This is a genomic window from Variovorax raffinosi (assembly GCF_051216615.1).
In the GTDB taxonomy this organism is placed as follows: domain Bacteria; phylum Pseudomonadota; class Gammaproteobacteria; order Burkholderiales; family Burkholderiaceae_C; genus Variovorax.
This window is the reverse complement of the sequence record NZ_JBPJZR010000003.1, coordinates 335,609-347,856: the sequence shown is the minus strand read 5'-3', so window position 1 is coordinate 347,856 and position 12,248 is coordinate 335,609. Positions and strand designations below refer to the sequence as shown.

At 68.5% G+C, this 12,248-nt stretch carries 11 protein-coding genes; 6 read left to right on the top strand and 5 right to left on the bottom strand.

Features of this window, described 5'->3' with window-relative positions:
• Positions 1–37: 37 nt before the first annotated feature.
• A complete protein-coding gene (locus ACSFB7_RS12750; protein ID WP_435470560.1) occupies positions 38–427 on the bottom strand; it encodes a hypothetical protein in 390 nt (129 codons plus the stop codon).
• Between ACSFB7_RS12750 and ACSFB7_RS12745 the strand changes: the two genes are divergently transcribed.
• From ACSFB7_RS12745 to ACSFB7_RS12730, 4 genes are all read left to right on the top strand, one after another.
• The gene (locus ACSFB7_RS12745) at positions 387–1,847 is read left to right on the top strand and encodes a cobyric acid synthase (RefSeq protein ID WP_435470558.1); all 1,461 of its coding nucleotides are present in this window, start codon (positions 387–389) and stop codon (positions 1,845–1,847) included. The genes ACSFB7_RS12750 and ACSFB7_RS12745 overlap by 41 nt on opposite strands.
• The gene (gene cobT / locus ACSFB7_RS12740; protein ID WP_435470556.1) at positions 1,844–2,890 is read left to right on the top strand and encodes a nicotinate-nucleotide--dimethylbenzimidazole phosphoribosyltransferase; all 1,047 of its coding nucleotides are present in this window, start codon (positions 1,844–1,846) and stop codon (positions 2,888–2,890) included. Before ACSFB7_RS12745 ends, cobT begins: the two co-directional genes overlap by 4 nt.
• Positions 2,891–3,230: 340 nt before the next feature.
• Positions 3,231–4,025 carry an adenosylcobinamide-GDP ribazoletransferase gene (locus ACSFB7_RS12735; RefSeq protein ID WP_435470554.1) on the top strand — a complete coding sequence of 265 codons (795 nt, stop codon included), beginning with the start codon at positions 3,231–3,233 and terminating at the stop codon, positions 4,023–4,025.
• Positions 4,022–4,585: a histidine phosphatase family protein gene (locus tag ACSFB7_RS12730; protein ID WP_435470552.1), complete on the top strand. Its 564-nt coding sequence runs from the start codon at positions 4,022–4,024 to the stop codon at positions 4,583–4,585. Before ACSFB7_RS12735 ends, ACSFB7_RS12730 begins: the two co-directional genes overlap by 4 nt.
• A gap of 24 nt (positions 4,586–4,609) precedes the next feature.
• Here ACSFB7_RS12730 and ACSFB7_RS12725 read toward each other — a convergent pair whose 3' ends face one another.
• Positions 4,610–7,375, bottom strand: coding sequence for a LuxR C-terminal-related transcriptional regulator (locus ACSFB7_RS12725; protein ID WP_435470550.1), 2,766 nt, complete (start codon positions 7,373–7,375; stop codon positions 4,610–4,612).
• A 142-nt stretch (positions 7,376–7,517) separates the two neighbouring features.
• Between ACSFB7_RS12725 and ACSFB7_RS12720 the strand changes: the two genes are divergently transcribed.
• Complete coding sequence (locus tag ACSFB7_RS12720; protein WP_435470548.1) at positions 7,518–9,080, top strand: methyl-accepting chemotaxis protein; 1,563 nt, start codon at positions 7,518–7,520, stop codon at positions 9,078–9,080.
• A 30-nt stretch (positions 9,081–9,110) separates the two neighbouring features.
• Here the strand turns inward: ACSFB7_RS12720 and ACSFB7_RS12715 are convergent, their stop codons facing one another.
• Together ACSFB7_RS12715 and nth are read right to left on the bottom strand one after the other, a co-directional pair.
• A complete protein-coding gene (locus ACSFB7_RS12715) occupies positions 9,111–9,953 on the bottom strand; it encodes an Ivy family c-type lysozyme inhibitor (RefSeq protein WP_435470546.1) in 843 nt (280 codons plus the stop codon).
• Positions 9,954–9,968: 15 nt separating this feature from the next.
• The gene (gene nth / locus ACSFB7_RS12710; RefSeq protein WP_435470544.1) at positions 9,969–10,616 is read right to left on the bottom strand and encodes an endonuclease III; all 648 of its coding nucleotides are present in this window, start codon (positions 10,614–10,616) and stop codon (positions 9,969–9,971) included.
• Between the two features lie 141 nt (positions 10,617–10,757).
• Here nth and ACSFB7_RS12705 point away from each other — a divergent pair, with 141 nt between their 5' ends.
• Positions 10,758–11,945 carry an aminotransferase-like domain-containing protein gene (locus tag ACSFB7_RS12705; RefSeq protein ID WP_435470542.1) on the top strand — a complete coding sequence of 396 codons (1,188 nt, stop codon included), beginning with the start codon at positions 10,758–10,760 and terminating at the stop codon, positions 11,943–11,945.
• Between the two features lie 15 nt (positions 11,946–11,960).
• Here ACSFB7_RS12705 and ACSFB7_RS12700 read toward each other — a convergent pair whose 3' ends face one another.
• Entirely contained in the window at positions 11,961–12,188 is a 228-nt protein-coding gene (locus ACSFB7_RS12700; RefSeq protein ID WP_435470540.1) for a hypothetical protein, read from the bottom strand.
• Positions 12,189–12,248 lie beyond the last annotated feature (60 nt).

Genomic DNA, 12,248 nt, shown 5'->3' with positions numbered 1-12,248 from the left:
AAGCCGCAGCAATGCGGCCTTTTGCGCCGCCGCAGATTCAGCCGTTGCCGGCTGAATCTGCGGCGGCGCTTATTTTTTGCAGCTCCAGCACGCCCATGGCCAGGGCGTTGGAATAACTGGTCTGCGGGTTGGCCGCAGCGCGGTAGACCCGGTAGTCGAGTGTTTCCGAGGCATCGTTGCCGTGGAGGGCTTCGAGCAGGGTCCAGAAGAACTGGCCCGGTTCGCGTTCCTCGACGGCAAGCGCCAGATCGTTCAGGGCAGGCATGGTCGCGTGGTTGCAATGCGTGATGGTGGCGGGTGTACGCGGCAAAGGCGAGTTTGGATTCACCGACAGCATTCCCCGTTGCCGGCCGGTCGCGGGCGCGGCGCTCAACGACAATTCGTCGATGAGTTCAAAGGCGAAGAACGGGCCGGCGCGTTGCGTCATGGTCCTGGGCACCACCAGCGGTGCCGGCAAGAGCTGGCTGGCCACGGCCCTGTGCCGCTGGTATGCCCGGCAGGGTCTGAAGGTGGCGCCTTTCAAGGCGCAGAACATGAGCAACAACGCCCGCGTGGTCGATGGCGGCGAGATCGGCAGCGCCCAGTATTTCCAGGCCCTGGCCGCCAATGCGGTGCCCGAGGTGCGCATGAACCCGCTGCTGCTCAAGCCCGAGCGCGACACCCACAGCCAGGTCGTGCTGATGGGGCAGGTGAACGAAGAACTCTCGACCTTGCCCTGGCGCGGCCGCAGCGAGCGCGTCTGGCCGCAGATCGCGCAGGCACTCGACGAGCTGCGCGCCGAGAACGACGTGGTCGTGATCGAAGGCGCGGGCTCGCCGGCCGAGATCAACCTGATGGCCAGCGACATCGTCAACATGCGCATTGCCCGCCATGCCCAGGCCCGCTGCCTGCTGGCGACCGATATCGACCGTGGCGGCGCCTTTGCCCACCTGTACGGCACCTGGGCGCTGTTGCCCGAGGCGGACCGGGTACTGCTGCAGGGTTTCGTGCTCAACAAGTTTCGCGGCGACGCCTCGCTGCTGGCCCCCGCGCCGCAGCAACTGCAGGAGCTGACCGGCGTGCCCACCGTCGCCACGCTGCCGATGTGGTGGCAGCACGGCCTGCCCGAAGAAGACGGCGTGTTCGACGACCGCAGCCGCGCCAGCGGCACCGTCACCCGCACCGTGGCAGTGGTGGCCTACCCGCGCATCAGCAACCTCGACGAATTCCAGGCCCTGAAGAACGTGCCGGGCGTGCGCCTGGTCTGGGCCCGCACGCCGGCCGACGTGGCCGGCGCCGACTGGATCGTGCTGCCCGGCTCCAAGCACACCAGCGGCGACCTGGCCTGGCTGCGCGCGCAGGGGCTGGACCGCGCCGTGGCGGCGCACGCCGAGCGCGGCGGCGCGGTGCTCGGCATCTGCGGCGGCCTGCAGATGCTGGGCGAAGCGCTGGTCGACCCCCACGGCATCGATGGCAACGCCCCGGGGCTCGGCCTGCTGCCGCTGGTGACGGTGTTCGAGCGCGAGAAAACCGTGCGCCACCGCGCCGCCACCTTCGGCGAGCTGACCGGTGACTGGGCCGCGCTGTCCGGCGTGCCGGTGGCGGGCTACGAAATTCACCACGGCCAGACCGCCGCGCATCCCCAGATGGCGAACGACGGCCGCCCCGTCATGCCTGAAGGCCTGGCCTGGCAGAACACGCGCGGCAACGTGCTGGGCCTTTACCTGCACGGCCTGTTCGAGGATGCTGGCGCATTGCACGCCCTGTTCGGCGCCACCGCACCCACGCTCGACGCCACCTTCGACGGCCTGGCCGACTTCATCGACACCCACTTCGACGCCGGCGTGCTGGCCGGACTGATTGCATGACCGACAACAACGACCTGATTCCCACCATTCCCGACATCGTCGACACGGCCCTTGCCGCCCGGCTGCAAAGCGCGATCGACAACAAGACCAAGCCGCTGGGCGCGCTCGGCCGGATCGAAGGCCTGGCGCTGCGCATCGGCCTGATCCTAGGCACCGAAACCCCCGAGTTCAAGGCGCCGCAGATGCTGGTGTGCGCGGGCGACCACGGGCTGGCGGCGCGTGGCGTGTCGGCATTTCCGAGCGACGTGACCTGGCAGATGGTCGAGAACTTCCTGGCCGGCGGCGCGGCCGTCAGCGTGCTGGCGCGCCAGCACGGGCTGGCGTTGACCGTGGTCGATTGCGGCGTGGGGCGCGACTTCCAGCCCCGGCCGGGGCTGGTGCAGCGGCGCATTGCCGCGGGCACAGCCGATGCCTCCACCGGCCCGGCGATGACGCCCGAGCAATGCGCCCAGGCCATCGCCAACGGCCGCGAGGTGGTGCGCGCGTTGCCGGGCAATGCCTTGCTGCTGGGCGAAATGGGCATCGGCAACAGTTCGTCGGCGGCGCTGTTGCTGTCGCGGCTGGGTGGTTTGAACATCAACGACTGCATCGGCATCGGCACCGGTCTCGACGCGGCGGGCCTGGCGCGCAAGCGCGAGGTGCTGCGTCAGGTGCTGGCGTTGCATGCATCCGCGACCGCGCCGCTGGACGCGCTGGCGGCTTTCGGTGGCTTCGAGATCGCCACGCTGGTCGGTGCGGTGTTGCAGGCGGCGCAGGAGCGGCGGGTGATCGTGGTCGACGGCTTCATCGCCAGTGCGGCCGTGCTGGTGGCGCAGGCGCTGCAGCCTTTCGTGGCGCAGCGCTGCGTGGCGGCGCATTGTTCGGCGGAGCCGGGGCACTTGTTGCTGCTGGAGTGGCTGGGACTGGAGCCGTTGCTGAACCTCGATCTGCGATTGGGTGAAGGCTCGGGTGGTGCGCTGGCCTGGCCGCTGCTCGAATCTGCGTGCCTGATCCTGCGCGAGATGGCGAGCTTCGAGGCGGCGGGTGTGTCGCGCAAGGCATGACGGCTGGCTTTTCTGTTTGTCGCGTTGTGTTTGAAGTGCGTTGTTCAGGGCGACGCTCACGCCGACACGGTGCTCTTTTTCGCGAATGTCCCCCGCTTCGCTCCTCCTTTATTTCGCGAAAAAGAGCCCCGTATCGGCGCGAGCGCTGGACAGAGCAGTCGTTGATCAGCGGTACACCAGCAGCGTGTCCTTTGCGAATGACACCGGGTGCTCCCCGCAGCGAAATAAAGGAGGAGCGAAGCGGGGGACATTCGCGGAGGGGAGCACCCGGTGTCATTCGCACGTACCCCGAATGCCCCCGAGCCCTGACAACCACAACGCACCCGGAGCAAGGAAAGCGATGAACGGCGTTCGTCACTTCCTGCTGGCGCTGCAGTTCTTCACAAGAGTGCCGGTGACGGGCGCGCTCGCCGCCTGGGTCGGTTTCAGTCCGCAGATGTTGCGTGCGAGCGCGGCGCACTTGCCGGGCATCGGATGGCTGGTGGGAGGCGTGGCCGCAGCGGTTTTCGTCGGCGTGGGCATGGGGCTGGCGGGCATCGCGGGAGCGCTCGCCGCTGCCGTGCTGAGCACCGTCGTCACGGTGATGCTCACAGGTGCCTTCCATGAGGACGGCCTCGCCGATGTGGCGGACGGACTCGGTGGCTCCGCCAATCGCGACCGGGCACTGGAAATCATGAAGGACTCGCGCATCGGTGCCTTCGGCGCGGTGGCACTGGTGCTGGCGCTGGGCCTGAAGTTCGCGCTGCTCGCCACGCTGGCGACACGCGGATTGCAGGCGGTGGCCGTCGCCATCGTCGGCGCGCATGTGCTGTCGCGGCTGATGCCGTTGTTCCTGATTCGCTGGCTTCCCTATGTGGGCGACAGCGGCGCGAGCAAGGCCAAGCCGCTGGCCGATGCCATCAGCCTTGGCGCGCTGGCGATCGCCTTGGTGTGGTCGATTCCCGCGGTGGCGCTGCTGCTGTACGCGCATGACGCTGTTCACGTGGCGGCGGCGCTGGTGGTCGCGGCCCTGGCTGCGGGCTGGATGGCGCGGCTGTTCATGCGGCGGCTGCAGGGTTTTACTGGCGATGGGCTGGGCGCGACGCAGCAGGTCTGCGAACTCGCGATCTACCTCGCGCTGGCCTGGCACGCATGAGCACGCTCTGGCTCCAGCGTCATGCGCCCGTGGTGGCCGAAGCCGGGCTTTGCTACGGCGCCACGGACCTCGAAGCCCATGCGGATGCCACGCTGGCCGCGGCGCAGCGCATCGCGCCCTTGCTGCCGGCCGGCATCGTGCTGCTGAGTTCGCCGCTGCGGCGTTGTGTCGCGCTGGCCGATGCCATCGTGGCCCTGCGCCCGGACCTGCAACTGCGCCACGACGCGCGCCTGGCCGAGATGAACTTCGGTGCCTGGGAAGGGCGTCCGTGGTCTGCGATTCCGCGCGAAGACTTCGAGGCCTGGACGGTCGATTTCGCCGATGCGCCCGCCGGTGCTCATGGCGAAAGCGTGCGTGTCTTCATGCAGCGCGTTGCCGCCGTGCACGACGAATGGCAGGCGGCAAAAGGCGATGCGCTGTGGGTCACGCATGCCGGCGTGTTGCGCGCGGTGTCGCTGTTGCAGCGTGGTGTTCGTTGTGTCGAATCCGCCGCCGACTGGCCTGCGGGTGAAATGCCGTTCGGCGGCTGGCTGACTTTCAGCGATGCGCCGGGCGCCTGACACCTGACATGACACCGGCCGCGGCTACTTGCCGCTGCCGCTCTCTTCGTGTTCCAGTTCGCGTTCGCGCCGCATGCGCGCGGCAACCGCCCGGCGCCCGTGCGCATCCAGCTTCATGTAGATGTTCTTGAGGTGCCACTTGACCGTGTCGAGCGATAGCCCGAGCGTCAGCGCGATCTTCTTGTTCGGCAGCGATTGCTGCAGCAGCTCGGCAATCTCGGCTTCGCGCAGCGTGAGCAGGCAGCTCACGCTGCGCTCGTCGCGAAAGCGCTGGGTGGGCGGCGGCTCGGCCTGTTCGTCGCGCTGCGATTGGGCCAGCGCTTCGATGCGCTCGATGAAGAACGCCAGCACCGGGTCGAGCTTGGGGATTGCGGCGGCCGTGCGGATCAGTGGCAGGGCGTTGTCGTGCGCGCTCAGCAGAGTCTGCATCAGGCCCAATCGATGGCCCAGGCGCAGGGCCGCGCACACGCGCGCCCTCGATGCTTCGGTGCGGCCGAGCCTGCGCTCGACCTCGGCCGCCTGCAGCAGCAGGGTGGTCACGATGCCGACCTGGCCGCGCTGTTCGTAGCGCGTCAGCAGGGCTTCGATCTTTGACAGCGCGAGCGGCAGTTCGCCGTCGTGCATCGCCAGGTGAATGCACGCGCGCTCGCCGACGTCGGCCACCCGCCGCAGGATGCCGGCTTCCGTGTCCGGGTGGCGGGCCTGCAGCGCCTGCATTTCCTGCAGCGTTGCACGTGCCGCATCGGCATCGCCGCTTTTCAGTTGAATCCGCAACTGCTCCAGCAGCACGCAGGCCAGCGCGCGGTCCATGTGAAAGCGCTGCAGCAGGCCATCGGCCTGCGTCAGGTCGGCAAGATGGGCCAGGGCCTCGGGCCACCTGCCGGCGGCTTGCTGCGCCCGGTTCGACACCAGGATCATCCGCAGCGTGGTGTCGGGGATCAGGCCGTCGGGCGTGCCCAACTGCTCCTGGATGAAGCGCGTGGCCACCAGCGGCCCGTGCTGTTCGTACAGCACCTCGACGAGCAGTTGCGCCGTCAGCCGCGCCGCTTCGGCGCAATGGGCACCGCGCTCCTGCGCCTCGCGCAGCACCTGGCGGTAGACGCGCTCCGCGCGGTGGATCTGGCCTTCGATGGCGAACGAGAGCCCGACCAGGCACTGGCCCACCAGCGAACCGAAAAGCGTGCCGATGACCGGTTCGCCGTTGACCCGGGGCAGCGCCTCGTCGCGCTGGATGCGCCGCGCCTGCTCGAACTCGCCGGTGTGAAGGTACAGCCATGTCAGCACGTTGCGCCGCCCGGCCAAGGCGAAGTCGTCGGCGGCGGCCGGCGGTGCCAGCAGCTCCGGCAGCAGCCGCGACACCGCGCCGTTGTCGTCGCTGCGGATGGCCAGCAGGCAGCCAAGCAGCGTGAGCCGGTAGCGCATGGCCAGGTCGAGGCGCCTGGGCGCCGCGCGCAGCCGTTCGATGCTGCGGGCGCAGTCGTCGAGCCGGTAGTCGGCCAACTCGACCCAGGCCATCCAGAGACCGAGATGAACGTTGTCGCCGATTACCGCGGGGTCGAGCTGGCGCACCAGCGCGATCATCTCGGCGATTGCGCCCTTGGAAAACAGCGTCACCGCGCCGTGCTCGGCCAGCCGGGCGGCCGTGTCGCGGTCGTCGGCGGCCAGCGCGTGCCGCACCGCCTGGTGATGCATGCCGCGAGCCGCGAACGACCGGCAGGCCGTGGCATGCAGCTTCAGGCGCTCGGCCTCGGGCCATGCCGCGAAGTGCGACAGCAGCACGCTGCGCAGCAGCGGGTGCAGTTGCCACCAGCGCTCGCCGCCGGTGGCGGGCGCCTGCGGTGCTTCGGACAGCAGGCCTTCGCGCTTCAGCGGTTCGAGCAGTGCAGTGCACATCGCCGGGGTGAAGCCGGCGCCCGCGAGGTCGGCGCACAGCGGCGCGTTGAAGCGGGTGGGCGGGGCGCAGCAGATGAGCAGGCGCAGTTGCGTCGCGGACAGGCGCGGGAACACGTGGGCATGAAAGTACGCGGCAAACGGCTCGGGGTCGGGCACACCATGGGCCAGCGGTGAACGCGCACCGCGCCGGCGGCGCACATCGACGCTGGCCAGCCGCAGCAGCGCCGGCCAGCCTTCGGTCAGCCGGTGGATGGCGGCGGCGGCGCGCGTGTCGAGGTCGGGCAGGCGCATGCCGAGGTAGGCGATCGACTCCGGCAGGCTGAAGCGCAGATCGTCGTTGCGCAGCTCCAGCACCGTCTTCGAGGCGGGCGCGTGCGCCAGGGTCATGGGCAGGTCATCCTGGCTGGCGAAGACGCACAGCAGGTTGGGCGGCGCGTACTCCACGAGCAGTTGCAGCGCGTGCAGCACGTTGCCGCTCTGCGCGCAGTGCACGTCGTCCACGATCAGCACGAGCTTGCGGTCGCGCGCGGCAATGCCGCGCACCAGCGCGATGACCAGCCGCTCGATGGCGTCGGCGTCCGGGCAGGCGTGCGCCACGGCATGCCGGGTGATGGCCGCGTCGATGTCGCCCAGCGCGGCCATGAGCGCCGTCATGAAGTGCAGGTCGCCCTCGGGCAGGTCCGCGAGCCGCACCCATGCGATGTCGGTGTCGGCCGAGACCAGTTCGCGCTGCCAACTGAGCAGCAGGGCGCTCTTGCCGAAACCGGCGGGCGCCTGCAGAACCACGCAACGGCGATCGCCCGGGCCGGCGAGCTTGTCGAGCAAACCCTGGCGCGCGAGCAGGCGGCGGCTTCGGGTGCGCAGCGCCGGTGTTCCGTGGGAAGAGGCAGGTTGCATCAGCCCGAATTTTCTTTCATCCGGCGCGCCGGACGCATCCCATGTTCGAGGGTTTGCCCATCCCACCCTTCTCGGGTGGGGTGGCGCGCGGCGACGCTGCCGATGACCGAAAAGATCCCGCCACACTTTGGAGTTTCCCCACATGTTCGATCTTTCGAATCTCAAAATCGGCGCCCGTCTGGGACTGGGGTTTGCGCTGTTGCTGCTGCTCCAACTCGTCATCACGGGCATCGGCCTGCACGAGATGGCGAACCTCTCGGACCGCATCGCCTTTGCGACCGAGGTGGGCGCGCGCAAGCTGGACCAGTTGAACAACGTGCAGTCGGCCATCGGCAAGCGTGCGATTGCGGCGCGCAACCTGGCGCTGGTGGAGGACCCGGCCGCGCAGAAGGGTGATGTCGAACTCGTCGGGACCTCGCAGCGCGAGATCGACAGCGGGCTGCAGGGCCTCGCGACGGTCATGGCCGACCCGGCCTCCGCGAGCGCCGAGGAGCGCAGGATGCTGGAGAAGCTGCGCGCGCTCGAGGCGCAGTACCTGCCCATCGCCAAGAATGTCGTGGGGCTCGCCACCTCGCATCAGACCGGAGCGGCCGTGAAGGTGCTGACGCAGGAATGCATGCCGCTGCTCAACCAGGTGCTGGCGCACGTGTCGGCCTTCCAGGAGCTGCTGAAGAAAAGCGCCGACGAAAGCACGGCGTCGGCCCAGGCGGCCTATCAGCGTGCCAAGTGGCTCATCCTGTCGATCAGTCTCGCGTCGCTGCTCGGCGGACTGCTGCTGGCGTTTCGCATGACGCGCTCCATCACCCGCCCGCTCGGGCAGGCGGTAACGGTGGCGCAGCAGGTGGCGTCGGGCGACCTGACGGCGCGCATCGAAGTGGCCGACACCTCGGAGTCGGGCATGCTGATGCGGGCACTGCGTTCCATGAACGACGAGCTGGCCAAGGTGGTGGGCCAGGTGCGCGAGGGCACGGATTCGATTGCCACCGCGTCCAGCCAGATCGCATCGGGCAACCGCGACCTGTCGTCACGCACCGAGGCACAGGCCAGCTCGCTGGAGCAGACGGCGGCGTCGATGCAGGAGCTGACCTCCACCGTCAAGCAGAACGCCGACAACGCGCGGCTGGCCAACCAGCTGGCTGACTCGGCTTCGCAGGTGGCCTCGCGTGGCGGCGCCGTGGTCGACCAGGTGGTGGAGAAGATGGCGTCCATCAACGCGTCGTCGCGCAAGGTGGTGGAGATCATCGGCGTGATCGACGGCATTTCGTTCCAGACCAACATCCTCGCGCTGAACGCGGCGGTGGAGGCGGCCCGCGCGGGCGAGCAGGGGCGGGGCTTCGCGGTGGTCGCGTCGGAGGTGCGCAACCTGGCGCAGCGCTCGGCGGCGGCCGCCAAGGAAATCAAGACGCTGATCGGCGACTCGGTGGTCGAGGTCGATGCGGGCAGCGCGCTGGTCAACGAGGCCGGCAAGACCATGGAAGAGATCATGGGCAGCGTGCGCCGGGTGACGGACATCATGGCCGAGATCACCGCGGCCAGCCAGGAGCAGTCGGCCGGCATCGAGCAGGTCAACGACGCCATCAAGCAGATGGACCGCACCACGCAGCAGAACGCGGCGCTGGTGGAACAGGCTTCAGCCGCCGCGCAGTCGATGAACGATCAGGCGGCGGGGCTGGTGCATGCGGTGCGGCTGTTCAAGCTGGCCTGAACAGGGCGGGGCCGAAGAAGGGGCGGCCACTCAGTTCTTCGAGCGCCACTGCTCGCGCCAGAGCTTGTCGAGCTGCGGTGCAAGGGCTGCGGGCGGCGTGCCCACCAGGCGGTTGTTGCCGTTGCGCTGCACCAGGCCGTAGATGCGGCCCGAACCCTGGTCATACAGGGCGATTGCGTTGTTGTCGAAGCAGTCGTGCGGCTTGCAGAACGCATGCAGCAGGTAGCGCGTGCCGTCGACCGTGACCCATTGCGGCTCGGGCGCAGGGCCTTCGCGACGCACCAGCCAGCGGTCGGTTTCGCGCGTGCCCAGCGCGGTGCTCCAGGCTTTCTGCATGGCGGGGCCCTGGGCCAGCGCGGCGGGGCTGCCCGTGGGCGGCGGCGGCAGCTTGGCGACCGGGGGCTCGGTGGGCGGTGTCGCGGCGCGGGCGGCACCGTCGCAATGCCAATAGCGCTGCTTCATCAACTCGGGGCCGAGCTGGCCGGCCACGGGCTTGTCGGCGTCCAGCATGATCAACTGGCCGCGCACGTCGCGGTAGACGAGGAAGCTCATTGCGCCGGCCTTGCCTGCGCGGCTCATCAATGCCAGGTCGAAATTCGCGGGCGGCGGGCGGTTGCCGAAAAAGCTGTTCGCCGTTTGCGGCGCGGTGCCGACGACGCGGCGCTTGCCGCTTTGGGCGATCAGCATGTCCTGCCGCACCTGCAGCGTGGGCGCGCCGGCATCGGCGCAGTTGGTCGACCAGCGGCCGCCGTAGAGCGTCATGGCATCGGGCGGCAGGCCGGTGCCCTGCGACCACGCGATGGCGGGAAGGCCGGCGACGGCGGCGAACAGGGCTGCGGCAAGAAAGGCGCGGTGGGTCTTCGGAGTCGTCATTCGTTCGGTGTCGTGTCAGGCCGTTTTCGGTGCGGGTGTCTTGGGCTTGTAGTCGCAGAAGGCGGCGACCGCGCATTCCCAGCAGCGCGGCTTGCGCGCCACGCAGATGTAGCGCCCATGCAGGATCAGCCAGTGGTGCGCGTGCAGCCGGTACTCGGGTGGGACGCGCTTCTCTAGCTTGAGTTCCACCTCCAGCGGCGTCTTGCCCGGCGCGAGCCCGGTGCGGTTGCCGATGCGAAAGATGTGCGTGTCGACCGCGATGGTGGCTTCGCCGAAGGCCACGTTGAGCACCACGTTGGCGGTCTTGCGGCCGACACCGGGCAGCGCCTCGAGTTCGGCGCGTGTCCTGGGCACTTCGCCGCCGTGCAGCTCGATCAGCATGCGGCAGGTCTCGATCAGGTGCTTGGCCTTGCTGCGGTACAGGCCGATGGTCTTGATGTACTCCTCCAGCCCTTCCACGCCCAGGTCGTAGATGGCCTGCGGCGTGTTGGCCACCGGATAGAGCTTGCGCGTGGCCTTGTTCACGCCCACGTCGGTGGCCTGGGCCGAGAGCAGCACGGCGGCCAGCAGCTCGAAGGGCGTGGTGTATTCGAGTTCGGTCTCGGGCGTGGGGTTGGCCGCTTGCAGGACGGCGAAGAAGGGGGCGATGTTGTCTTTTTTCATGGGGCTCGGTAGGGCGCGGCACCCGCCTGCCGCGCGCAGGAAGGCTGTCGTAGCGCAATATATCGTTGAAAGCCGATAGCCTTACGCAGCTTTATTGCCCACGGCTTTCGCGACAATGACGCCCAGAAAGTGAGACTGACCATGCAATTCGCCTCCCGCCTCGACAACGTCGAAACCTCCGCCATCCGCGAACTCTTCAAGCTGCTGGGCAAGCCCGGCATCATCAGTTTCGCGGGCGGTTTCCCGGACAGCGCCATGTTCGACGTCGAGGGCCTCAAGGAGGCGAGCCAGAAGGCGCTGACCGAGGAGCCCGGCGCGGCCCTGCAATACGGCGCCACCGAAGGCTACGAGCCGCTGCGCACGCAGCTCAGCGCCTTCATGAAGACCAAGGGCGTGGAGGTCGATCCGAGCGGCCTGATTGTCACCACCGGCAGCCAGCAGGCGCTCGACCTGCTGGGCAAGACCATGATCTCGCCCGGCGACAAGGTGATCGTCGAAGGCCCGACCTTCCTGGCCACCATCCAGTGCTTTCGCCTGTACGGCGCGCAGCTCATCAGTGCGCCCATCGACGCCAACGGCGTGAAGACCGACGAGCTGGAAAAGCTCATCGCCGAACACAAGCCCAAGTTCGTCTACCTGATCCCGACCTTCGGCAACCCCAGCGGCGCCATGCTGAGCCTGGAGCGGCGCAAGAAGGTGCTGGAGCTGGCCGTGAAGTACCAGACGCTGATCGTGGAAGACGATCCGTACGGCGACCTTTATTTCGGCGAAGCCCCGCCGCCGTCGATCCTGGCGCTCAGCAAGGAAGTGCCCGGCAGCCGCGAACTGCTCGCGCATTGCGGCAGCCTGAGCAAGGTGCTCAGCCCCGGCCTGCGCATCGGCTGGATGATCGCGCCGCCCGAACTGCTCGCCAAGGCCACCATGTGCAAGCAGTTCAGCGACGCGCACACGAGCACCTTTTCGCAGGCCACGGCCGCGCAATACCTCAAGAGCGGCCGCATGCCCGCCACGCTGGCGCATGTGCGCGAGGTGTACGGCCAGCGCGCACAGGCCATGGGCGCTGCGCTCAAGCGCGAGCTGGGCGATGCGGTGAGCTTCACGCAGCCCAACGGCGGTTTGTTCTTCTGGGCACGCCTGACGGGTGCCAACGGCAAGCTGGCCGACGCCAATGAACTGGCCAAGCGCGCCATCGAAAAGCTCGTGGCCTTCGTGCCCGGCGCGCCGTTCTTTGCGGAGAACCCCGATGTGGCGACGCTGCGCCTGAGCTTTGCGACGGCCGACGTGGCGAAGATCGAGGAAGGCGTGAAGCGCCTCGGTCAGGCGCTGTAAAGCGTCAAGGCGGGTTCAGGGCGAGCGGTGCAGGCGGGGCGCCGCCAGCAGATCGAGGTTGTCCGCAATGGCCGCATCCACGTTCGGATAGCGGCCTTTCATCTTCGACAGCGTCATGATGGTCTGCAGCGCCTTCAGGTCCTTGACCGAGGGCGCCACCTTGATCTGCGCGATGGCCGCTGGCGCGTTGCCCCCGTTCACCAATGCCATCACCTTGCCTGCCCAGTCGTTTGCGCGCGCCATGTCTTCACCTGCTTTCAATTGAACCGCCGACTGTACACAGCGCGGCGCGTTACGATCACC